The 19,831-nt window shown below is 60.3% G+C and carries 25 protein-coding genes and 1 pseudogene; 7 read left to right on the forward strand and 19 right to left on the reverse strand.

Going from position 1 to position 19,831, the window contains the following annotated elements:
- Positions 1 to 3: 3 nt before the first annotated feature.
- Positions 4 to 2,133 (reverse strand): heavy metal translocating P-type ATPase, encoded by a 2,130-nt coding sequence (locus TH25_RS16545; RefSeq protein WP_220151433.1) that lies wholly within the window; start codon positions 2,131 to 2,133, stop codon positions 4 to 6.
- Positions 2,134 to 2,355: 222 nt separating this feature from the next.
- Between TH25_RS16545 and TH25_RS16550 the strand changes: the two genes are divergently transcribed.
- Positions 2,356 to 2,811 (forward strand): ArsR/SmtB family transcription factor, encoded by a 456-nt coding sequence (locus tag TH25_RS16550; protein WP_114089471.1) that lies wholly within the window; start codon positions 2,356 to 2,358, stop codon positions 2,809 to 2,811.
- 231 nt (positions 2,812 to 3,042) lie between these two features.
- A complete protein-coding gene (locus TH25_RS16555; protein WP_114089472.1) occupies positions 3,043 to 3,678 on the forward strand; it encodes a cation efflux transmembrane domain-containing protein in 636 nt (211 codons plus the stop codon).
- Between the two features lie 246 nt (positions 3,679 to 3,924).
- Here the strand turns inward: TH25_RS16555 and TH25_RS16560 are convergent, their stop codons facing one another.
- Complete coding sequence (locus tag TH25_RS16560; RefSeq protein WP_114089473.1) at positions 3,925 to 4,788, reverse strand: MBL fold metallo-hydrolase; 864 nt, start codon at positions 4,786 to 4,788, stop codon at positions 3,925 to 3,927.
- Between the two features lie 164 nt (positions 4,789 to 4,952).
- On the opposite strand from TH25_RS16560, the gene TH25_RS16565 reads away from it, so the two are divergent.
- From TH25_RS16565 to TH25_RS16580, 4 genes are all read left to right on the forward strand, one after another.
- Complete coding sequence (locus TH25_RS16565; protein WP_258549193.1) at positions 4,953 to 5,306, forward strand: ArsR/SmtB family transcription factor; 354 nt, start codon at positions 4,953 to 4,955, stop codon at positions 5,304 to 5,306.
- Positions 5,307 to 5,420: 114 nt separating this feature from the next.
- Positions 5,421 to 6,911: a multicopper oxidase family protein gene (locus tag TH25_RS16570; RefSeq protein WP_114089474.1), complete on the forward strand. Its 1,491-nt coding sequence runs from the start codon at positions 5,421 to 5,423 to the stop codon at positions 6,909 to 6,911.
- A gap of 59 nt (positions 6,912 to 6,970) precedes the next feature.
- Positions 6,971 to 7,531, forward strand: coding sequence for a PepSY domain-containing protein (locus TH25_RS16575; protein ID WP_114089475.1), 561 nt, complete (start codon positions 6,971 to 6,973; stop codon positions 7,529 to 7,531).
- A 39-nt stretch (positions 7,532 to 7,570) separates the two neighbouring features.
- Complete coding sequence (locus TH25_RS16580; RefSeq protein WP_114089476.1) at positions 7,571 to 7,915, forward strand: SHOCT domain-containing protein; 345 nt, start codon at positions 7,571 to 7,573, stop codon at positions 7,913 to 7,915.
- 860 nt (positions 7,916 to 8,775) lie between these two features.
- On the opposite strand, the gene TH25_RS16590 is transcribed toward TH25_RS16580, so the two are convergent.
- The 3 genes and pseudogenes from TH25_RS16590 to TH25_RS25485 all read right to left on the reverse strand — a co-directional run.
- Positions 8,776 to 9,516, reverse strand: coding sequence for a DUF6639 family protein (locus tag TH25_RS16590; protein ID WP_114089478.1), 741 nt, complete (start codon positions 9,514 to 9,516; stop codon positions 8,776 to 8,778).
- A gap of 124 nt (positions 9,517 to 9,640) precedes the next feature.
- Positions 9,641 to 10,618, reverse strand: a complete 978-nt coding sequence (locus tag TH25_RS16595; RefSeq protein WP_114089479.1) for a universal stress protein — start codon at positions 10,616 to 10,618, stop codon at positions 9,641 to 9,643.
- 29 nt (positions 10,619 to 10,647) lie between these two features.
- A pseudogene (locus TH25_RS25485) lies at positions 10,648 to 10,842 on the reverse strand (ArsR/SmtB family transcription factor); the annotation flags it as partial.
- A 34-nt stretch (positions 10,843 to 10,876) separates the two neighbouring features.
- Here TH25_RS25485 and TH25_RS16605 point away from each other — a divergent pair.
- Positions 10,877 to 11,092 carry a heavy-metal-associated domain-containing protein gene (locus TH25_RS16605; protein ID WP_114089480.1) on the forward strand — a complete coding sequence of 72 codons (216 nt, stop codon included), beginning with the start codon at positions 10,877 to 10,879 and terminating at the stop codon, positions 11,090 to 11,092.
- A gap of 561 nt (positions 11,093 to 11,653) precedes the next feature.
- On the opposite strand, the gene TH25_RS16610 is transcribed toward TH25_RS16605, so the two are convergent.
- From TH25_RS16610 to TH25_RS16670, 14 genes are all read right to left on the reverse strand, one after another.
- Complete coding sequence (locus tag TH25_RS16610) at positions 11,654 to 12,391, reverse strand: cytochrome c biogenesis CcdA family protein (RefSeq protein WP_114089481.1); 738 nt, start codon at positions 12,389 to 12,391, stop codon at positions 11,654 to 11,656.
- The gene (locus TH25_RS16615) at positions 12,384 to 12,815 is read right to left on the reverse strand and encodes a hypothetical protein (protein WP_220151436.1); all 432 of its coding nucleotides are present in this window, start codon (positions 12,813 to 12,815) and stop codon (positions 12,384 to 12,386) included. Before TH25_RS16615 ends, TH25_RS16610 begins: the two co-directional genes overlap by 8 nt.
- Before the next feature lie 74 nt (positions 12,816 to 12,889).
- The gene (locus TH25_RS16620) at positions 12,890 to 13,516 is read right to left on the reverse strand and encodes a thioredoxin domain-containing protein (RefSeq protein WP_114089483.1); all 627 of its coding nucleotides are present in this window, start codon (positions 13,514 to 13,516) and stop codon (positions 12,890 to 12,892) included.
- Positions 13,513 to 13,962, reverse strand: a complete 450-nt coding sequence (locus TH25_RS16625) for a copper chaperone PCu(A)C (protein WP_114089484.1) — start codon at positions 13,960 to 13,962, stop codon at positions 13,513 to 13,515. Before TH25_RS16625 ends, TH25_RS16620 begins: the two co-directional genes overlap by 4 nt.
- Positions 13,959 to 14,606 carry an SCO family protein gene (locus TH25_RS16630; protein ID WP_114089485.1) on the reverse strand — a complete coding sequence of 216 codons (648 nt, stop codon included), beginning with the start codon at positions 14,604 to 14,606 and terminating at the stop codon, positions 13,959 to 13,961. The genes TH25_RS16625 and TH25_RS16630 overlap by 4 nt, the downstream gene beginning before the upstream one ends.
- 56 nt (positions 14,607 to 14,662) lie before the next feature.
- Positions 14,663 to 14,920 carry a hypothetical protein gene (locus tag TH25_RS16635; RefSeq protein WP_114089486.1) on the reverse strand — a complete coding sequence of 86 codons (258 nt, stop codon included), beginning with the start codon at positions 14,918 to 14,920 and terminating at the stop codon, positions 14,663 to 14,665.
- Positions 14,921 to 14,950: 30 nt separating this feature from the next.
- A complete protein-coding gene (locus tag TH25_RS16640; RefSeq protein ID WP_220151437.1) occupies positions 14,951 to 15,268 on the reverse strand; it encodes a hypothetical protein in 318 nt (105 codons plus the stop codon).
- On the reverse strand, positions 15,265 to 15,807 hold the full coding sequence (locus TH25_RS16645; RefSeq protein ID WP_114089487.1) for a TlpA family protein disulfide reductase: 543 nt from the start codon (positions 15,805 to 15,807) through the stop codon (positions 15,265 to 15,267). The genes TH25_RS16640 and TH25_RS16645 overlap by 4 nt, the downstream gene beginning before the upstream one ends.
- The gene (locus TH25_RS16650) at positions 15,804 to 16,406 is read right to left on the reverse strand and encodes a DsbE family thiol:disulfide interchange protein (RefSeq protein ID WP_220151438.1); all 603 of its coding nucleotides are present in this window, start codon (positions 16,404 to 16,406) and stop codon (positions 15,804 to 15,806) included. The genes TH25_RS16645 and TH25_RS16650 overlap by 4 nt, the downstream gene beginning before the upstream one ends.
- Positions 16,399 to 16,548, reverse strand: a complete 150-nt coding sequence (locus TH25_RS25095; protein WP_181847667.1) for a hypothetical protein — start codon at positions 16,546 to 16,548, stop codon at positions 16,399 to 16,401. The genes TH25_RS16650 and TH25_RS25095 overlap by 8 nt, the downstream gene beginning before the upstream one ends.
- Positions 16,545 to 17,030, reverse strand: a complete 486-nt coding sequence (locus TH25_RS16655) for a c-type cytochrome (RefSeq protein WP_114089489.1) — start codon at positions 17,028 to 17,030, stop codon at positions 16,545 to 16,547. Before TH25_RS16655 ends, TH25_RS25095 begins: the two co-directional genes overlap by 4 nt.
- Positions 17,027 to 17,473 carry a DUF411 domain-containing protein gene (locus TH25_RS16660; RefSeq protein ID WP_114089490.1) on the reverse strand — a complete coding sequence of 149 codons (447 nt, stop codon included), beginning with the start codon at positions 17,471 to 17,473 and terminating at the stop codon, positions 17,027 to 17,029. Before TH25_RS16660 ends, TH25_RS16655 begins: the two co-directional genes overlap by 4 nt.
- A 21-nt stretch (positions 17,474 to 17,494) precedes the next feature.
- Positions 17,495 to 18,205, reverse strand: a complete 711-nt coding sequence (locus TH25_RS16665; protein ID WP_114089491.1) for a c-type cytochrome — start codon at positions 18,203 to 18,205, stop codon at positions 17,495 to 17,497.
- 14 nt (positions 18,206 to 18,219) lie between these two features.
- Positions 18,220 to 19,707: a multicopper oxidase family protein gene (locus TH25_RS16670; RefSeq protein WP_114089492.1), complete on the reverse strand. Its 1,488-nt coding sequence runs from the start codon at positions 19,705 to 19,707 to the stop codon at positions 18,220 to 18,222.
- Positions 19,708 to 19,831: the final 124 nt, after the last annotated feature.

Here is a 19,831-nt window from a genome sequence, read left to right on the forward strand (position 1 = left end):
GGTTCACCCTTTCAGCATTCGCAGGCCGCTGCCGATCACGAGGAATTCGCTGATCTCGTGGGCAACCACGACAGCCGGCAACGAGAACTGACCGGAGACGGCGCCGATAATGAGCGCCCCGATAACGACGGCAGACAGGCCCAGATTCTGACGAACGACCGTCTGTGTGCGACGAGCCAATCCGAGAGCGTAGACAAGCTTGTTGAGGTCGTCGGCCATAAGCGCCACGTCCGCCGTTTCAAGAGCAACGTCCGTGCCGGCGGCGCCCATCGCGACGCCGACCGTGGCCTCCGCCAGGGCTGGCGCATCGTTCACACCGTCGCCCACCATGGCGACATGGCCGGAGGCGACCGTGAGTTCCCTAACCTTGGCGACCTTGTCTTCCGGCTTGAGATCGGCATAGACCTCGTCAATGCCGGCCTCCGAAGCAATCACCTGGGCGGTGCGTGGATTGTCCCCGGTCAACATCACGACCCGTCGCACGCCTATATCATGCAAGCCCTTGATCGCGTTCCGCGCGTCAGGGCGGAGATTATCGCGCAGGGCCAGAAGCCCCCAGGGTGCTTGGTCGCTGCCAACGATCACCACCGTCTTGCCGTCACTCTGGAGGCGGTGGATGTCGGATACGAGGTCGCCAAGGCTCAATCCCAACTTGTCCTCGAACAAGGCAGGATTCCCGACAAACACGGTGGCGCCGTCTATCTGTGCCTGAGCGCCGGCCCCAGTCAGCGAGCGCGCGTCCGAAACTTCAGGGAACTTCAGCTCGCGCTCTTCGGCTTCATCTATGATCGCGCGCGCAAGGGGATGCTCGCTGCGCCGTTCAACACCGGCAGCGAGCGCGAGCAATGCGTCGTCCGACGCCGGACCGGCGGGGGCGTTTTTACTTAGGATGATATTCGTGACCTCGGGCTCACCGCGCGTCAGGGTTCCGGTCTTGTCGAGAGCGACGACCTGAACCTTGCCAAGCTCCTCGAAATAGACGCCGCCTTTGACGAGCACGCCCTTACGCGCCGCGGTGCCAAGGGAGGCTACCATGGTGATCGGGATGGAGATCACCAGGGCACAGGGGGCGGCGGCGACAATGAATATGGTCGCCCGCATGATCGCATCTCGCCAGTCCATGCCGAATGCAAGAGGCAGGAGCAGCGCAAGCACGATGCCGACCACCAGAATGGCCGGGCTGTAGCGCACGCCGAATCGCTCGATAAAGCGTTGGCTTTTGCCGCGACGCTCCTGCGCCTCCTCGACCATCTGAATGATCCGGGCGAGCGTGTTATCGGCGAATGTGCGTGTTGCGCGCACCTCCAGGGCTGCCTCGCCGTTGATGGACGCAGCAAACACCGTGTCGCCCGGCGCTTTTTCGACCGGGACGCTCTCGCCGGTGACCGGCGCCTGGTTGACGCTGGAGATACCGTTAATGATCTCACCGTCCGTGGCGACGGATTCGCCCGGACGTACGATAAAAACGTCGTCGAGGGCCAGGTCTTCAACGGGCACTTCAAGCTCGGCGCCATCACGGCGGACCAGCGCGACCTTGGGCGCCAGAGCCATGAGCGCGCGGATGGCTGAACGGGTCTTTTCCTCCGTGTACCCCTCGGCCGCTTCGGAGATGGAATACAGGAAGACGAGCATCGCGCCTTCGGCCGGCTGCCCCATGGCGGCGGCAACGATCGCCGCGATCGACATGAGAAACTCGATGCCGATCTTCCGCTCAAAGATGAGAGCCTGTAACGCTTCACGACCGAAGAAGTATCCGCCAACCACGATCGCCGAAAGGTAAAGCGGCAGGGAAAGAACCTCGAACGCGGGCCAGAATCCGGCAATCCAACCGATCAACAACAGGAGGCCGGACGCCGCCGAGGTTATGACCTTGAGGTTACGCCACGGTTTCGGCAAGGTCGGCAGCTCTCCCCTCGCCTGCGGCGGAAAGCCGATCTCGCTGAGCCTTTCCTTCAACTCCCCGTCGCTCACCGCTCCGGGGTCATAGCTCACCCTGACCTTGGCCGATTTCGGAAAGACGATAATGTCGGCCACGCCGACGGTTTCCGTCATCTCCCGCTTGAGCGCCGCGGCATCATTCTCACAATCGAGATTGGCCACGCGGCACTCGACGGTCAGCGTTTTTTGGGTCATGGATGGCATCTCCGATAGAAACAATAAATCAGTAAGTACTGATATGATGATATATTTGGTTAAACGACAATGAAAGCCATAATTGGAGATCCTCGGGGGACTATTCGGAACGGCCGCTTGTCAGCGCAAACTGCACGCACGGCCCAGCTGAATCCTGTGCATAGACAGAATTCACCAGCCGCTGATATGATGATATGAAACGATGCTAGAAGGGTAAACCATATGATGATGTCCAGACCGGCCGAGATGTTTGAGCTTCAAGCCAAACTGTTCCGAGGCCTGTCCGATCACTCGCGTCTTGCGATTCTCGAAACGCTGCGTGATGGGCCGTTAGCGGTCGGGCAAATCGTCGAAAAATGCGGGCTGACGCAATCCAACACCTCAAACCACTTGAGGTGCCTGAGCGAGTGCGGACTGGTCGCCTCCGAACAGGAGGGTCGCTTCGTCTATTATCGCCTGAGCGATCCGCAGATCGAGAAACTGCTTCGCCTGGCCGATGAGTTCCTTGCGGAAGCGGGCCAACGGATTTACGCCTGCACGAACTATGACAGTAGAGAGGCAAGGCGACCGGCTGAAACGGCCGGTAGGAGAAGGTCGCCTGCAAAGCCAAAGAGGAAAGCGGGCGGCACACGCGAACCGGTCACCGCCAGGTCACCTGCAAAGGTCGCCGCCGACTGACGTGCCGCGACCGTTCGGAGTCGGCAGTTCTGCTAAGCATCCCTTCCGACGGTCCTCTTTGTGGACCCCGTGACTCGTCGGATAATCCCCAAGACAGATTGGCCTACAGACGGTGGGCCTTAGTGCGGCGCATGAGCGGGATTGCTTTTCCACCCAGTGTTTCGCTATATCAGCCATTAATGATATGATGAAGCATTTCCCCAGGCGGGATCAACGACGAGGGAATGATGCATGGCCCCGTCTGGAAAAGACACGCGGCTTGACGAAGGCGATGCCGCCGAGAAATCCGCGCTCAAGTGGTTGCTCGGCATCAACTTCTCGCAGGTCATCGTCGCCGGCGCTGTGGGGATTGTTGCGGACTCAACCGGCCTTTTGGGCGCCGCGCTCGACAACGTCGCGGACGCCGCCGTTTATGTCGTCAGCCTATACGCGGTGGGCCGGACCGTTGTGGCCAAATCGCGTGCCGCGCGCTTGTCAGGCGTGCTTTTGATCGCGCTGGCCCTCGGCTTGTTCGGTGAAGTCATCCGCCGTTTTCTCGGGGCATCTGAACCGATCGGATTGGCCATGATCGTAACCGCCATCGCGAACGCGGCGACCAATGCCGTTGGTCTGCGGCTTTTGCGCTCACACCGCGATCGCGGTGTGCACTTGAAGGCGTCGTGGATATTCACCGCCAACGACATGATTGTGAACCTCGGCATCGTCGCGTCCGGCCTCGCGGTGATGGTTTTGAAGTCCCCGCTTCCCGACCTGCTGATCGGGTTGGTATTGGTTGGGGTCATCATCAAAGGCGGTTGGGAGATTCTTGAACACGCCAAAGAAGCGCGCCATGCGGCCGATTCGGCCGCGGAAGGACACGAACGTTGAGGGAGATCATATGGCCCATAAAGTGTGGTGTTTTGTGCGTCGATGCTTTTCGCAGCACGATTTACGACAGTGGAGAGGCAGAGCGACCGGCTGAAACGGATGATATGAAAAGGTCGCCGCCGACTGACGCGCCGCAGCGGCGCGGAATCGCTATCGGCACCGGTAAAAAAGAGCCGGCCCAACAGGCTTCATCCCCTTGTCCCCTGCTTTAAAGCTCACCGTCCGCGCTCCGGCTTGACCAGGCTCTTAGAGAGCATTGATCGGGATCTTTAGATAAGAGACGCCATTGTTTTCGGGCGGCGGCATCTCGCCAGCGCGCATATTGACCTGCACGGACGGCAAGAGCAGGGCCGGCACATCCAGGCTTTTGTCTCGCACGGTGCGCAGGCGGACGAACTCGTCTTCGGTGACGCCTTCGCGGACGTGGACGTTCTGATGGTGCTGCTCCGCGACTGTGGTCTCCCAGGCGTAGGTGTCACGCTGCGGAGCCTTGTAGTCATGGCACAGGAACATCCTTGTCGCTGGTGGAAGTCGAAGGATTTTGCTGATCGAGCGATAGAGCTCACGGGCATCCCCGCCGGGGAAGTCACAGCGCGCCGTTCCGTAATCCGGCATGAAAAGGGTATCGCCAACGAAAGCGGCGTCACCAACAACGTAGGTCACGCAGGCCGGTGTATGACCCGGCGTGTGCATGACGCGCGCCGGCAGGGCACCGATGCTGAAGGTGTCTCCGTCAGCGAACAGATGGTCGAATTGCGAGCCGTCGGTGTGAAAACCGTCATCCGCGTTGAAAACGCTCTTGAATATGGCCTGCACCGCGGTGACGTGTGCGCCGATCGCCGTTTGTCCACCGAGCGCGTCCTTTAGATAGGGACCGGCGGTCAGGTGGTCGGCGTGGACGTGGGTTTCCAGAATCCAGTCAACGGTCAGGCGGTTCTTGCGGACAAAGGCGATGATTCGGTCTGCGGACCCGGTGCTCGTGCGGCCCGCGTGCGGATCATAGTCGAGGACAGGGTCGATGATGGCGCAGTGCTGCCCCTCGGGCTCGGCCACGACGTAGGAGGCCGTATTGGTCGTCTGATCAAAGAATGGTGTGACGCTAGGGCGCATAAGTTTCTCATTCAGGTTTGGTCTGTCTTCGCGCTTTACGGCCTGTGGCGGAGCAGCTTGGCGTCACGCCGCTGTCGTTTCCACGGATCAGAGAAGCACGCTATCGAAACTCGACCTTGACACTATATGCATGTTACAGCATGTTCGCATACATGGATATCACAATGATGCAGCGGGCCGCAAGACAGGCCAGCGATCTGATGAAGGCGCTGTCCAACGAGAACCGCCTCATGATCCTGTGTCAGCTTGCAGACGGCGAAAAATCCGTCGGCGAATTGGCGGCGTTGCTCGAACTGCCACAGCCAGCGGTATCGCAGCAGCTCGCTCGGATGAGGAACCAGGGGCTAGTTGCCTCCCGGAAGAACGCGCAGATGGTCCACTATTCGCTGGCGGGCGACGCCGCCACAAGGGTCATTGCCGTGCTCTATGAGCTGTACTGCGCACCTGCGGAAGCTCAGGCAAAGACAGGGGAACTGGAAGCGGCGGGTGACGCACCAGGCGAAGGATCGCTGCGATGAAAGACTGTGAAACAGATCGCCGAAAGCTCGCGGCTCCCGCCGGGGCCAGACCCGGGCGCGGCGGCGAAGTGCCGGTGATCAATGACGGATTTTTTCGGAAAGAGAGGCCAGAAGATGGACCGACGTAAGTTTTTGTGGAGTGCCGGGACGGGTATCGTGTCAGCGGGTCTGTTGGGCCGGTCTCTGGCCGCCGAGGGATCGCGTTCCGCTGCGGATATTGCCGCCGCTACCGATACCATAGAAAGGCAGGATAGCGGTGTAACCGGCCCGCTGCGGGAGTTCCGCCTCGTTGCCCAGCAGGGCGAGGCCGAGGTGGCCCCAGGCAAGGTCTATCAAACCTGGCTGTATAACGGCCAGTTTCCCGGACCCGAGATTCGCGTCAAGGAGGGCGAGCAGCTCCGCATTATCGTCGAAAACCAACTGCCGGAAGAAACGACCGTCCACTGGCATGGCGTGCCCGTGCCCAATGCAATGGACGGTGTCCCCGGCCTGACGCAAAAGCCGATCGCGCCTGGCGAGAGCTTCGTTTACAAATTCGAGGCGACGCCGGCCGGCAGCTATATCTACCATTCCCATGTCGGTTTGCAGATCGATCGCGGCCTCATCGGCCCGCTGGTGATCGAGGAGGCAACGCCTCACGTCACCTACGATCGCGATTACGCCCTCGTTCTTGATGACTATCTCCCCGGCGATCCGCAGCCGCTCGGCGGCATGGGCGGTCGAAGGGGAATGATGGGCCGCACAATGGGCGACGGCTGCAATGACGGCTGGTGGGGCGGAAACCGGCAGGGCGGCGGCATGATGGGCGGCTGGATGGATATGGAGCGCCAGATGCCCCCCTATCAGGGTTTGCTCATTGGCGGCCGGCTGCCGGACGACCCGCAAGTTTTCGAAACCAAGCGCGGCGAGCGCGTACGGCTTCGCCTCATCAACCCGTCGGGCGCAACCACTGTTCGCGCGGCAATCGGCGGCCACCGGATGATGGTGACCCATTGCGACGGCCGCCCCGTCGAGCCCGTTACCGTCGATAGTCTCGTCCTCGGCGCCGCCGAACGCTATGACGTGATCGTGGAGGCGACCAACCCGGGCGTGTGGCCTATCGTTATCGCCGCGATCGAGGGCAACGCGCCGCCCGGGCGCGCGGTGCTTCGCTACACCGACGCCGCAGCCTCCGCTTTGAGGGACGGCGTACCCGAAGGCTTCAGAGGCGGACGCCAGCTGTACTATCAGGACTTGCAGGGGCTGGAGACATTGCCGGCCGGCCGGCCCGACCGCGTCTTCGATCTGATGCTGAGAGGCGGGATGATGGGCTCGGCCTGGACCATCAATGGCCAAGCCTATCCCGCTGCCGATCCGCTGATGATCAACAAAGGCGAGCGGATTCGTTTCCGCATGAGCAACCACAGCATGATGCTGCATCCGATGCATCTGCACGGACACTTCTTCCGCGTCGGCAACGCCCTGAAGGACACGGTGCTGGTGGGGGCGCATATGGGCCGAGCCGAGTTCGATTTCGTCGCGGACAATCCCGGCCGCTGGTTCTTCCACTGCCATAACATCTATCACATGGAGGCCGGCATGGCCCGTGAGGTTCGTTACGCCTGAGTCTTGGACTCCGCCGTTTCAAGTCGCAAAATTCGTATCAAGCCAAATGGAGAAACAGCATGACCTTCAAATTTCCACGTTGCAGTAACAGCGTTGCAACTATCGTCGCCATCGCTGCACTCACCGCGGGGGTCGCCGGAACCGCCGCGGCTTCAAATGAGCCAAGCGAAACTCAGGCTAATGCGGCCGCGGATGTGATCGCGCAAGCAAGTCAGGCGCCAGCGGAAGAACCGGCCGCCGAGAAGAGCGAGCTTTCGATGGAACAGGTTATCGCGAAGGTGAAGGAACAAGGATACTCCGACATCTCCGAGATCGAACGCGAAGGCGATCGATACGAAGTCATGGCGAAGAACGCCGAAGGTAAAAAGGTCGAAATCTACGTCGATGCGAAGACGGGCGAGATTATCAAGAAAGACAAGGGAGACAAGGCCGCCCTCTCGAAGGACGAAGTCATAGCAAAGTTAAAGGAACAAGGTTATCCGGAGGTCTCCAAAATCGAACGCGAGCGCGAGGGAGATCAGTATTGGGTCATGGCGCGCGACGTCGACGGCAAAAAATTCGAGCTGCATGTCAACGCAAAGACAGGCGAGATTACGCGCAAGGAGCAGGAAGGCAAATAGGGTCGATGCTGCCGTCGCGACAGATAAGGAGAAATCGAAATGAAAAAACTAGCGGTTATGGGTGCTGCCTCCTTGGCAGCATTGGGGTACAGCGCGCTCGCCTGGGCTCAGCAAGCTGATCCCTACTACGGGCGTCACATGATGTGGGGTGACGGCTGGTACGGTTGGTTCTTGGGCCCTGTCATGATGATCTTGTTTCTGGCAATTGCCGTCGCGGTCGTTGTGCTCATCGTCCGATGGCTTGGGGGGACCGGGCATGGTGGTTCGGCGTCGCCTGCCGTGCCCCCACGGAAGCACTCCATCGATATTCTTAAGGATCGCTTTGCGCGTGGTGAAATCGAAAAAGAGGAATTCGAGGAAAAACGACGGATTCTGGAGGAATGACGCCTGACGCTTTTAGAGAACGAATGTGGAAATGATGACCAATAAAAAAAGGAATTTGCGAAGTTTTTCTCTGGGGTCGCGGTCGAGGAAATCACAATCCACTGGGCACTTGGCTTAAGTGGCGTTCTCCCGCTTAAATTTTGGGCTTTTACGCTTAATCCAACATTCAATTCAATCCTTATGGTGTTTTGGCCCATTGTTGCGGTTGCATTGATCTACTATGCCTGGATCAAAAAATAATTCTGAGAGATACCTAGAAGACACAAATTGTCGGTGGTATTCCTTCGGCGAACTAGTCTAGTGATCGCATTGCTTGATGACGCCCTCGGCCGGATCCTCAGGACCGCCAGACAAGTGATAGTTCTCCAGTAGGATCTCGTTTTTCGCGTCTAATTCCTGAGATCGATCTGACTCTAGGCGATGAGATGATAGGGAGCGCTTCGCATATGCTGCATAACCTCGGCCGCAACCATTTGGCGGCGCTTGACAGTGTTGAAAACGCTCTAGGAGCACGACCGCCTCGTCTGGCACTGTCGACCGTGGAGCAACGAGTTGTCGTAGACTTCAAAGCCATGGAAAGTTATCGTCGGCCTCTGGCCGGACTGCTTGTCGAGGCCGAATTCTAAGCTAGCCCAATCTCCTCGGCCGCTATGGCCCAAACCCGTCAAGCCCTGCTCAGCGGCAACGATAAGAACGACCCCAAGGACGCATAGGTCATTTTACACCTCCTTAGGGACGGTATCAGCCAGCGCTACAGCAATCCCCTGCACCAATTGCCCGGCATCGCGCCGAGCAAAACCTTCACGATCCTAGTCGAGGTCAGCCAACGGGGCATCCCTTGGTTACAGTTTGACCGGTCCTCATTGCCCAGGGATCTGACCCGGCAGTACCGGAAAGGGATACGACATAGGCGGTGGCTGCACCTCGAAACGAAGCAATTTCTGAATGAATTTGTCCGCACCATTGACCAAATAGGTCTTGTAGGCTGATATTGCGAACGTCTCGGGATTCATGCGAGAGGTGAATTCGTTTACTTCCGTAAGGTGGGCGAAAGCACCGACGTGAGTATATCTTTCGAGCAGACGGGCGCGGAGCCGAGCGTCCATCAGAGCCAACTGAACAGTGTAAGCGATGAACTCGTGCCACTCAGGCCGAAGGCGTGCAGAATCATCCTTTAGGTTGGCTCGAAGGGCCGCATGAACCAACTCGTGACGGAGAAAAGACGAGGCAAGCTGACGGTCCCAATCCAATCCCCAAGGTTGGGCAGTAAACGCTCGAAACATCGCTATTTCGGACCGAGTTGCATCGAAATAACCATACGCACTAGAAGCGTGGCCCGACGTGCCAAGGCTGCGATCTTGAAAAGTGATCGAGATATCTGGACTGGCGCCAAAGCCAATGTTGCGAAAGTAAGTCACGACATCTGTGAGGGCTTTACAGGCATCAACAAGCTCCGATTGAGTTGCGTTAATCACTATCAGGCTCCGTTTTTCGCACCCTGAAGAGTCCTGAGCATTGACCGAACTCACAAACGAAAACTGAGAGAGTCCTGCCGCCAAGAGGAGCGCCGCCATTCTTATTGGAATGCTGCCTGTCATCATATATTACGTCCCGACCTTGCTTTCGAACCATAGGGCCGCTATTGCCGCTCGACTTTTCCGCTATGGTGTACGGCGAATCGTGGTCTGTTTCGTGTTGCACGCTCCCTAAACACCGATAGGGCTGTCAGTGTGTCATAAGGATCGGGAGGCTAGCGTCCGCAATGACTTGCTTGGTCACTCCGCCGAGAATGGCCTCTCTGAAACGGTTGTGGGAGTAAGCGCCCATGACCAGTAAATCGGCTCCCACGGCCGCCGCTTCGGACAGAATGACCTCGCCCACGCCGCCGCGCCGGGGCGTCAGCTCCCTGACCACTGGGCGGATGTTTTGCCATGCCAGGCAGCGGGCGATCTCGTCTGAAGGAGGTCCTGCCTTCACTCCCGTGGCCACATGGATAATCGTCACTTGATCCGCCTGATGGAAAAACGGCAACGCGGCCGCGGCGGCCCGAGCGGACAAGGCGCTTCTGTTCCATGCGAGGACTATTGATCGCCCCAACCGGGCCGGGGCCTCGGGGGGCGCAATGAGTACCGGTCGCCCGGTTCCGAACAAGGCCGCCTGAAATATCGCTCGGTTGTCGTGGTTCGAATCCAGTGTCCCTCGACCAACAACCACAAGATCGAAAACGCGGCCACTCTCCGCCACTAACAAAGGAGCCTTGCCGGTGGCGAGCGCCCAGGAGGCACTCGCCCCTGCCGCTGGAGGTTCGTCTATCTGCTTTACGCCCACTTCCCTTCGGACCCGTTCGAAGAGGTGATGAGCGTGCCGTGCCGCCTGATCGACCCGCTCCTTAGCCTTGCTGACCAGTTGGCCAGTCCTCGTGGCCATGCTTTCGGAAATGTGGGGTAAGTTGTCTATAGGATGAGGACGGACATGAAGCCCCCGGACATGAGCGTTGAACCGTTGCGCAGTGAGAAACGCGACCTCAACCGCACTCCGACTCGAAGCGGTATCAGTAACGGGCACCAGAATGCTCTTGATCGTCACTTTTCGTTCACGCGCCGCGATATCGAACTGCCGTGTGAATCGTTCGAACTCGACTTTTTTGCCAGTCGTAGCAGCGTTTCTGCTCGTTGTTTGCTCAGGTAACAGTAATCGAACCATCTTTCCTGTTCAGCGGCGACTAGATCGCAATCGCAAAAGCATCTCAAATGGTTAGAGGTTTTGGTCTGCGACAGTCCTGTCGCCTCAACGATCTCGCACGCCGGCATGGGTCCGCTAAGGGGAGCCTCAAGGATCGCAAGCCTTGATTGGTCCGACAGCCCTCGGAATAGCTTCGCCTGAAGGCCGAAGGCCAACACCCGGTTGCTCATCAGCATAGTTTTCATCTTCCGTCATCTTTATATATCATCATGTATAAATATGCTGAAGGAAAATTCGCAGGATAAGACGCGCTCCTTGACCTTAGCGACCCGGACCATCGAATGCCGCGCGGCCAACCTTGACTGCGAGCACGGCGCGGCGACGCTCAAACGAGGCATCGAGAGCCTACCCGGCCTCTCCGACGTGAATATCCTGCCCAGGGCGGCGAGGATCACTCTGACCTACGATCCGGCGGCAACCATACCCAAGCTCTGAAGGACAAGCTCGAAACCATCGGCTTCCGCGAGGAAGAACGCGGGCCTTCCGCGTTCCCTAAAATAAGCCATGGCGCAATCCTAAGGTCATCACGCCCGGGGAGATCTGGGCTCCTGCTGATCGTTGGCTGGCGGGCCGACCAGGCGACTGGTGCGAAGGTCGTCAACAGTGAGGAAATCTATGTCAGTTTTTTTTAAGTCACCTATCCTGAACCTCTAGTAACTGGAGGTACTACATTGTACTAAGTCTGCTTGCGGTATTCACCGCAGGCCCCGGATGAACAAATGTGCCGAGCAAACCAGATTCAGGAGGATATAAAGCGAGCGTGAACAAAAGTGGTTCGGACGCGACCTCGAAATCCAATATGAAATGCCCGGTGTGCGGCGTGGCCTTGGTGATGAGCGAGCAAGGATCGCTTCGCGCGCGGTGAGATCGAAAAGAAGGAGTTCGAGGATCGGCGGCGGTTGCTCGAAGATTAGCACGCACACAACAGATAGTATTCGCACTTGTTTAATCGACGATAGATTGGGTCCTCTCGCCGGTCACCTTGACAGAGAACTGTCAGCCAATCCGTCCCAGGATGGGAAAGGCGTCGAGCAGCCAGTAGGACAGCGCGCTCAGCCGTCCCGTGATCATCGCGAACCCCATAACGATCATCACGGCGCCCGCCCCCTGGTGCAGCCTCCGGCCGATGCGCCCAATGGTGCGTAGACGACGTGTTAGGCGGTCTGTAAATGCGGCGGCGAGCAGGAACGGGATGCCGAGACCGGCGGAATAAATGGCGAGCAGGGTGACGCCTTCCGGGATGGTCGCGGACGCGGCGCTGGCCATTAGAATGGCGCCGAGAATCGGCCCTATGCAGGGCGTCCAGCCGAATCCGAAGGCAAGACCGAGGACATAGGCCGAAAGCGGCCGCCCGCCAGGAAGGGATAGGTGGAACCGGAACTCCCGTTGCATCACGGCGACCTTTGCCATTCCGATCATGAACAGACCGAAAAGCATCACGATGGCACCGCCCACGAGATTGAGTTCATACCGGTAGCTAAGCAGCATCTGGCCGAGTGTGGTCGCGCTTGCGCCCAAGGCCATGAAAATGGTGGAGAACCCGACAATAAAATAGAGGCCCAAGCCTACTGCCTGTCGTCGACGGTGGGCCGGCTCCGTATCGACCGTGCCGGCGGAATGACCGGCAACGTAGGAGACATAGCCCGGCACCAACGGCAGCACGCAGGGTGAAACGAATGATACGGCGCCGGCCAGAAATGCGGCAATCAGGCCGATTCCGGACAGCTCAAGCATCGACGGTCACCCTCTTTCGAGGAACCACAGGCAATCCCAAAGCGAAACGGAAGCCGGCGAGCGGGATGACGATCCATTGCAGGACCGGGCTGAGCCCGGCGTCGAGAACCGGGATTATCGGCATCAGGTCGCGATACGCCCAAGCCTGCCGTATCTCAATGTTCAGCCATTCGCTGAAAATCGTATAGGCAAGGCCGAAGGCGACAGTGCCCACGACGACAGGAAATCGGCGTTCGGCGGGCCACGCCCCGTTGCCGAGAAGGAACAGGGAAAGCATGATAGCGCTGAGCGCGATGAGGATGTCTCCACCGGTGCAATGAACGGCAGCGAAGATGATTTCTCCTGCCGAGCCTGTTTCCCACAGCGTGTAGAGCGGCATGTGCGCGAATTCCCAGATCAGGTTCGCAACCGCCACGAAACCCATGTAGCGTCGCAACGTCCTCAGCCATGGGAACGTATGGTCGCTACGACCGCGCGTGCTCGCTGTCCCGGGAGCGCTCATTTGAACAGCCCCAAGACGCTATCCCACCAAGTATCGGGTACTGACTTGTCAGCAACCACGGGCGCGTTTGTCAGGCCGTTGATATAGAGGACGAGGTTGATTTGCTGGAATCCGGTTCCGTGAAACAGGCCGGCATGCCGGCTGCTCCGATCAATGACGTGAACGAGCGGGGACGACGGGTTCCGATCGCTCAGCGCGGTGAAACGGCGGGCACTTTCGGCCACCGTTTCGTCTCGTGGCGCCGCTGATTGCCAGTTGGCGTGGTCCCATCGCGCACCGATAGAGACGCTGCGGTCATGGATCGTCAGGAACCTTACCATCTGCTTCATAGGCGTGATGTTCACCTGCTTCTGCACAGAGGCGAGGATGTCCTGTTGCTCCGTACAGGGGGCACCGCAATCGCGGGGCACGAAGCTCAAAACAACGATGGTCTCTCGAAGGTCGCGGAGGGTCAGCATTGCGCCTTGCTCATTGGTCAGCGCGAGGTCCGGCATCGATCGGAGGTCGGTCGGCTCGAAGGCAGGCTCTCTCCCGGCCATCACCTCGTCCAATCGTTCTCCGGGATGATGGGCAAAAGCCGGCACGGTCATTACTAGAAGGCCTAGGATCAGGAGGCCCTTCATTGGATATCCTCCGTCGGACCCCTGGCTCCGATGCCGAGCACCGGGACAGTGATCGTGACCTCGCCGGCCCTTTCGAATCGTAGGGTGACGGGAACCCGCGCACCTTCAATAAGCCGCTCTTTCAGGCCCATCAGCATCAGATGCGTACCGCCCGGAGCGAGCACGACCGACTTGCCGGCCGGCAAATCCAGCGCGTCGAAGTGCACCATTCGATTAACATCGTCGTTGTTCTCGGTGGCGTGGATCATCACCCGGTCAGCCACAGGACTCTCGACCGAGAGCAACCGGTCGTCGCGAGCGCTCTCAATAGTCAGATAGGCGGCGCCGGGACGGGACGCGAGAACAGAGGCTCGGGCCCACGGCTCGATGATCCGGACCGTCTCCTCGGCCATCGCTGAAAACGGCGACAAAGTCAGGACCGCGACGATCAGAAGCGCGGTTCTCATTTTCCGTATTTCTCCATGATGTTTTGAATCTTCCGGGCCATCTCTTCCGGGGGCTGGTCGCCTTCGCGAAAGACAGCCTCGAAGCGCCCTTCGGGGGTCATGAGGTAGATGTGGCCCGAATGCGTCATGAGATAACCGTCCGGGGCGCTGTCCTCCTCCATCCGTTCGTAGTAGGCGCGAAAGGCGTCAGCCGCGGCGGCGACGTCCACCTCGCTGCCGGTTAAGCCGACGAGCCTGTGATGGAACGCCGAGACGTAGTCGGCCATCACCTTCGGCGTGTCGCGGCCGGGGTCGACCGTGATGAAGAGGGGCGCGATTTTGTCCGCGGTTTCTCCGAGCGTGTCGAGGACAGTTGCCATGTAGGCCAGTGTCGTGGGGCAAACATCGGGACAATAGGTGAACCCGAAGAACACCATCTGCCAGCGTCCGAGAAAATCGGCCTCGGTTACGCGTTTTCCGGTGTGATCGGTCAATGTGAATTCCGAGCGGACGGCCGCTTCACCAGATTGGGTCGCCTGCCGGCTTTCCTGCGGGGCCGGCGTTCCCCTCATGTAAAGACCCGCAAGAACGAGCGCCGCAACGACAATGAGACCCCAGAGGGCATATCGAATACGGACCAGACTCGGGGATGTGAATGAAGCCATCGAGTCACCTCAAAGTGCGGCCGCCCGGGCAAAACGCCCGAGCGGGCCGATAACAGTCAGCCGTCGTGAGAGTCCGGTGCGTGCGAGCGTGACTTAATTTGCTCCGTCATGGCGGCCATCATTTCGCGGCATTGCTCCATCATCGGACCCATCTGCTGCATCATTTGCATCATGCCGGACATCCCGTTTTTGCCCTGCATCATTCCCGGCATCTGTCCTTCGGGCTGACGCGGCTGTTGCTCGTCAGCGAGCGCCAGGGATGTCGCAGCGAACAAACCGCCGATAACAGCCAAGGCCCTAAATGTATTCCGCATGGTCGGTCTCCTTTTGTTGGTGAAATTGGGTCACTGTGACCCGGCTAATCTGGGACGAGAATCATCCGCAGTTGGCTGCGTTCCGTCCCCTTCGGTGCTGGTCGAGCACGACGCGTTCGTGCCGCCACGCATGCACAGGCCGAGCGCGCACATCGCGGCACAGGGCAGAAGGCCGATCAAGATCGGCGCGGCTCCGATTGCTGTCAGCCAGTTCCAGTTCAGAAAGAGTCCGACGGTCACGGTCGCGATGCCCGCGTACGTGAGGATCCGCCGCTGTGTCAGCCAGGGCGAAAGAGTGCGTGATGGCGCAGGCTGGACGGCACCGTCGGGGCTGCCTTCGATGGTCATGGTCTTGTTCCCTTTCCTGTATGTTTGGCAATCACCGTCTCGAAGAAGGCGATCATTTCCGGTGTGTCCCACTCCGCCGGGCCGACGAGGCGCCCGAGCTCCCGCCCGTCACGCCCGATGAGCAGCGTGGCCGGCAGGCCCAATATCTTGAGGTCGCGGGCAGCGCGCCCGCTCTCGTCGATGAAGATTCGGAGGTTCTCAATGTCGGTCTCGTCAAAGAACGCGCGGACGACGCCGATGCCCGCGCGGTCGATGGAGAGTGCGATGACCTCAAAGCGATCGCCGCCGAGACGCGCCTGGAGCCGGTCCAGGGTCGGCATTTCGCGCCGGCACGGCCCGCACCAGGTGGCCCAGATATTCAGCAGAACCATCTTGCCCCGGAAGTCGGCGAGCGTTCGCGGCCGGCCCTCCGCGTCGGTGAAAGCGAGCACTGGCAAAGGACGCGACGTCTCGTGCAGCGGTACGCCAACGGGCTCGGCGGCCTTGGCGCCCGGAAGCCCCAACACGGCCAACAGCAGCACGGTCGGGAGGATCCTCATGGCGGGCTCCCCTGTCCCGTGGACCTCAGTTGTTCGACGAGCGGCAGGATTGTCTCGTTGAGTGCCTCCGGCGTAACGGGACCGATGTGCTTGTATGCGATGGTCCCATCGGCGCTCACAACGAAGGTTTCCGGCACACCGTAAACGCCCCACTCGATGCCGACCCGGCCGTCGAGGCCGGCGCCCGTCCGCATGTAGGGGTCGCCCAGCGTGTCGAGCCACTCGGCGGCGTCGGCGGGCCGGTCCTTGTAATTCAGACCATGGATCGGCACACCGCCGGACCGGGACAGCCGCATGAAGAGCGGGTGCTCCGCTCGGCAGGCGGTGCACCAGGACGCGAAGACGTTGACGAGGGAAACCTCTCCGCGAAGGTCTGCGGCCGAAAGTCCGAGGGTGCGCCCCTGCACAGGCGGCAGAGCGAAGTCTGGAACCGGCTTTCCGATCAGCGCCGAAGGGATCTCCCTCGGGTTTCTTGTCAGCCCCCAGCCGAGCGCCACGCCGATCACCAAGAACAGGACAACCGGAATCAAGAATGCCGGCCGTGGCCAAGTCCGTTGCCGCTCCAGGTCCGATGTGATTGCCGGAGACGAATCAATCATCGTCATGCCTCCGGCGCTGGCTGAAGAACAGATACTTAACGAGCGCTGCGATTCCGAGCCCTACCAGGACCAAGACGAGCAGCCAGAACAATCCCATCCCCCACATCATGCCGCCCATGCCGTTCATCATTTCGTTCATCATCGGCTTGCTCCTTTGTCAGCTGAGGGCTGACGGGCAAGAACGTCTGTCGGCCAGCGGCTCTTGATGAATGCAAGCGCCGCCCAGATTTCGTCGTCGGAAAGTACGCCGCCGAACGCCGGCATGTCGCTCTCGTACCCTTCCGGGGCCAGCGGTGGTTTGAGGCCAAGCTTCGTGATGCGAAACAGCTGCTCGTCCAGGTGATGCCAGGTGTGGCCGGTCTCGTCATGCGGCGGCGCCGGCAACCGCCCGTCAGGTTTGCGGCTTCGCCAGTTCGGCTGGCCTTCCAGGTTCGCACCATGACAGCTTGCGCAATTTGCTCGGTACACTGCCTCTCCGAGTGCCACCTGGCGCGAGTCGTCCGGGTCGGCGCGCCCGGAGAAAGATAACGGCCAGAAAGCCCATCCAGCCGCGACGGCTGCGGCGAGGGCCGCTGCACCGAGAAGCAGGCCGGACGGCAAACGCAAATTCGGGCTTACCGTCATTCGACTGTGTAGACCTTGGGCTGGCCCTCGCCGACCTCGTAGACTGTGAAAGGCTGGCGCTTGACGCCGTTCATCCCCGGCGAGCCCATGGGCATCCCTGGAAGCGTCACGCCTTTGATGTCCGGACGTTCGGTCAAAAGCCTGTTGACCGTGTCAACCGGCACGTGGCCGCTCACCACGTAGTTTTCGATGAAGGCGAGGTGGCAGCCCTGGAAGTCGTCCGGGATACCGGCTTTACGGCTCATGGGCACGAGTTCGTGGGTCGGCTTGACTGTCACGGTGAAGCCATTGTCGCGCAGATAATTGGCATAGTTCTCGCAACAGCCGCATTGCGGGTTCTTGTAGAGGGTGACCTCTTCGGCAGCGGCATTCGTACCGGTCGCCAGATATGTCCCGCCACCAAGTACGGCTGCTGAAGCGATAGCGATGATGAGTTTGCGCATGTGAGTTCTCCTTTGCTGATTTCAGCGGTCTTTACAGTTTTCCGACACGAGGTGTTCCAGATCGGCGAGACTGCCGAAGATGACCGAGTAGCGATCGCCCTGCATGCCGGCGCCGAGGACCACACCGAATCCCGGCGGCGGTCCGGTTTCGGTGCTGTCGATCTTCAGTCGGATGTTCTTTTCCCAATAGACAGCGTGTGCGCCATCTGCTGTCTCGATGGTGTAACCGTCGCCGCAATGGCGCATCGCGACCACGCGCGCATTGTCTGGCGCATCGCGTATCGGCTTTGGCGCCTGACCGCGCAAATAGACCTCAGAGATCACGCCGTTGGCCACGAGCTGCGCTGCGCCCTCTGCCCCCCCGGCGCGTTCGAGAAAGGCAATAAGATCTGCGCGCGCACCCGCGTCCGCGATACCGCGGAAAACCATCGAAGTGCCCTCGATCATCGCCTGAGGGTCCGCGAGCCAAGCGTTGAACGCCGCCACGTCCCAGGGAAAGTCGGCGTCGCGTAGCGCGTCCGAATAGCGGGTGAACCCTTCCGCCCGGCCCGCTGGCCGGTTCCAGATACCGCCGAGGCTCGGGCCGGTGAGATGAAGGCCAGGCTCAAGTGCGTGGCAGGCGACACAGGCTCGGTACACTTGTGCACCACGCACCACATCGCCCTCGGCGGCAGCAGCGGAGGATAACGCCACACCTGCGGTAATAGTTAGCACGACGAGCAAATGTTTCACGACCTGTGCTCCGTTCAGGCAACGCGGATGACGCCCATCATTCCCGCCGCCTGGTGTTCGAGGATGTGGCAGTGGAACATCCAGTCGCCGGGGTTGTCGGCGACGAGGGCGATCTCGACCTTTTCACGCGGTGCCATAAGCACCGTGTCCTGCCATTCGCGGTGGCGTGTCGGCTGGCCGTTGCGCGTGATCACGCGGAAGGAATGGCCGTGCAGATGGATGGGGTGATGCCAAGCGGTCGCGTTTGTCATGGCGATGACGTGCGACCGGTCGCGGTCCAGCGTCAACATCGGTTCCATGATGTGGCCTTCGGCCGCTTTACCGTTGATGAACCAGATCTTGCCGGAGTGCATCATCCCCATCATCGGGCCCATGCGCCCCATCATGCCTCTGCCACCCATCATTTCGCCCGATGAGTCATCGCCCATGCTGCCGCCCATCTCGGCCATGACCATCCCGCCCATCATTCCGCCGTTGAACACCACGTCGTGGCGGACAGCATTCTTGATGTCCGGCTCCGGCAGGGGGTTGGCCGGCAACGCCAAAGACCAGTCGGGCGCACGGTCCCTGAGCGGCGCGGAGTCATAGGCGAGATCGACAAGCCGGTATTCGAGCCCTCGGTAGAACCGGTCGATCACGGAGACCCGACTGCCCGGCCTCGCGGCCATATCGAGAACGACGTCGGCGCGCATTGCCGGACCCAAGACGACCAGGCGACCGTCCGGCGCATGGGGCGTCACGGGTTGGCCGTCGAGCGCGATCACCATGGGTTGGTGGCGTTGAAAATCGAGGCCGAATATTCGTGCGTTCGCGGCGTTGATGAGGCGCAAGCGAATCCGTTCGCCTTGCTTGGCCGCGAAGGTGTCCGGCACGCGGCCATTGATGGTGACCGTGTTGCCGACGCGGCCGTTGTGGCTCATGTCGTGCCCGTTGCCGAAGTCGTCGCTGATGGCGGCGGACTTCGTGAGGCGCCAGTCGTCGAGCACCCATGTCACATCGCGGTCAACCCGAACCGGCTCGGCTTCTTCGATAATAAGCGGGCCATACAGACCGCGCCCCACCTGTTCGAAGCTGCGCTGGTGCGGGTGGTACCAGAAGGTGCCGGCGTCGATAGCGTCGAATTCGTAGGTGAAGGTCTCGCCCGGGCCGATCGGGCGCTGCGTCAGATGCGGCACGCCATCCATGCCGTTGGGCAGCCGGACGCCGTGCCAGTGGACGGTGGTCTCTTCGTCGAGGCCGTTCTCAACGAGAACCCGCAGGCGCTCACCCTGGCGCACGCGGAGCTCTGGGCCAGGGACAACCCCGTTATAGCACCAGGCAGGCGTTTCGCCGTGTGGCTCAGGCACCAGGCGCGTGAGGCCGGGCGCTGCGCGCAGCCTGATATCCTTCACTGGCGCCGCATGGACCGGCGATGAAAGAGGAAGCATCGTTCCTGCCGCAGCCGAAGCGGTCGATGCAAGGAAGGCGCGACGCGTCAGCGCCGACGAAAGAAAGTGGGACATGGGCAGCCATCCTGATGGTTCGTGCTACCCGCGTGGTGGCGCGCTCGCGCATCCATGCGGAATCATACCGTCTTGAGCAGCCGGGAGAGGCCACACGCGATCGGTCGACGCTTTGTTACGGACG

It is taken from the genome of Thalassospira profundimaris, assembly GCF_003326755.1.
Taxonomy (GTDB): Bacteria; Pseudomonadota; Alphaproteobacteria; order Rhodospirillales; family Thalassospiraceae; genus Thalassospira; species Thalassospira profundimaris_B.

What these genes read in the sequence shown, in the direction of transcription:
- TH25_RS16545 (WP_220151433.1), bottom strand. Translation starts at nt 2,133, where the DNA reads ATGACCCAAAAAACGCTGACCGTCGAGTGCCGCGTGGCCAATCTCGAT.
- TH25_RS16550 (WP_114089471.1), top strand. Translation starts at nt 2,356, where the DNA reads ATGATGATGTCCAGACCGGCCGAGATGTTTGAGCTTCAAGCCAAACTG.
- TH25_RS16555 (WP_114089472.1), top strand. Translation starts at nt 3,043, where the DNA reads ATGGCCCCGTCTGGAAAAGACACGCGGCTTGACGAAGGCGATGCCGCC.
- TH25_RS16560 (WP_114089473.1), bottom strand. Translation starts at nt 4,788, where the DNA reads ATGCGCCCTAGCGTCACACCATTCTTTGATCAGACGACCAATACGGCC.
- TH25_RS16565 (WP_258549193.1), top strand. Translation starts at nt 4,953, where the DNA reads ATGATGCAGCGGGCCGCAAGACAGGCCAGCGATCTGATGAAGGCGCTG.
- TH25_RS16570 (WP_114089474.1), top strand. Translation starts at nt 5,421, where the DNA reads ATGGACCGACGTAAGTTTTTGTGGAGTGCCGGGACGGGTATCGTGTCA.
- TH25_RS16575 (WP_114089475.1), top strand. Translation starts at nt 6,971, where the DNA reads ATGACCTTCAAATTTCCACGTTGCAGTAACAGCGTTGCAACTATCGTC.
- TH25_RS16580 (WP_114089476.1), top strand. Translation starts at nt 7,571, where the DNA reads ATGAAAAAACTAGCGGTTATGGGTGCTGCCTCCTTGGCAGCATTGGGG.
- TH25_RS16590 (WP_114089478.1), bottom strand. Translation starts at nt 9,516, where the DNA reads ATGATGACAGGCAGCATTCCAATAAGAATGGCGGCGCTCCTCTTGGCG.
- TH25_RS16595 (WP_114089479.1), bottom strand. Translation starts at nt 10,618, where the DNA reads ATGGTTCGATTACTGTTACCTGAGCAAACAACGAGCAGAAACGCTGCT.
- TH25_RS16605 (WP_114089480.1), top strand. Translation starts at nt 10,877, where the DNA reads ATGCTGAAGGAAAATTCGCAGGATAAGACGCGCTCCTTGACCTTAGCG.
- TH25_RS16610 (WP_114089481.1), bottom strand. Translation starts at nt 12,391, where the DNA reads ATGCTTGAGCTGTCCGGAATCGGCCTGATTGCCGCATTTCTGGCCGGC.
- TH25_RS16615 (WP_220151436.1), bottom strand. Translation starts at nt 12,815, where the DNA reads ATGGGTTTCGTGGCGGTTGCGAACCTGATCTGGGAATTCGCGCACATG.
- TH25_RS16620 (WP_114089483.1), bottom strand. Translation starts at nt 13,516, where the DNA reads ATGAAGGGCCTCCTGATCCTAGGCCTTCTAGTAATGACCGTGCCGGCT.
- TH25_RS16625 (WP_114089484.1), bottom strand. Translation starts at nt 13,962, where the DNA reads ATGAGAACCGCGCTTCTGATCGTCGCGGTCCTGACTTTGTCGCCGTTT.
- TH25_RS16630 (WP_114089485.1), bottom strand. Translation starts at nt 14,606, where the DNA reads ATGGCTTCATTCACATCCCCGAGTCTGGTCCGTATTCGATATGCCCTC.
- TH25_RS16635 (WP_114089486.1), bottom strand. Translation starts at nt 14,920, where the DNA reads ATGCGGAATACATTTAGGGCCTTGGCTGTTATCGGCGGTTTGTTCGCT.
- TH25_RS16640 (WP_220151437.1), bottom strand. Translation starts at nt 15,268, where the DNA reads ATGACCATCGAAGGCAGCCCCGACGGTGCCGTCCAGCCTGCGCCATCA.
- TH25_RS16645 (WP_114089487.1), bottom strand. Translation starts at nt 15,807, where the DNA reads ATGAGGATCCTCCCGACCGTGCTGCTGTTGGCCGTGTTGGGGCTTCCG.
- TH25_RS16650 (WP_220151438.1), bottom strand. Translation starts at nt 16,406, where the DNA reads ATGATTGATTCGTCTCCGGCAATCACATCGGACCTGGAGCGGCAACGG.
- TH25_RS25095 (WP_181847667.1), bottom strand. Translation starts at nt 16,548, where the DNA reads ATGATGAACGAAATGATGAACGGCATGGGCGGCATGATGTGGGGGATG.
- TH25_RS16655 (WP_114089489.1), bottom strand. Translation starts at nt 17,030, where the DNA reads ATGACGGTAAGCCCGAATTTGCGTTTGCCGTCCGGCCTGCTTCTCGGT.
- TH25_RS16660 (WP_114089490.1), bottom strand. Translation starts at nt 17,473, where the DNA reads ATGCGCAAACTCATCATCGCTATCGCTTCAGCAGCCGTACTTGGTGGC.
- TH25_RS16670 (WP_114089492.1), bottom strand. Translation starts at nt 19,707, where the DNA reads ATGTCCCACTTTCTTTCGTCGGCGCTGACGCGTCGCGCCTTCCTTGCA.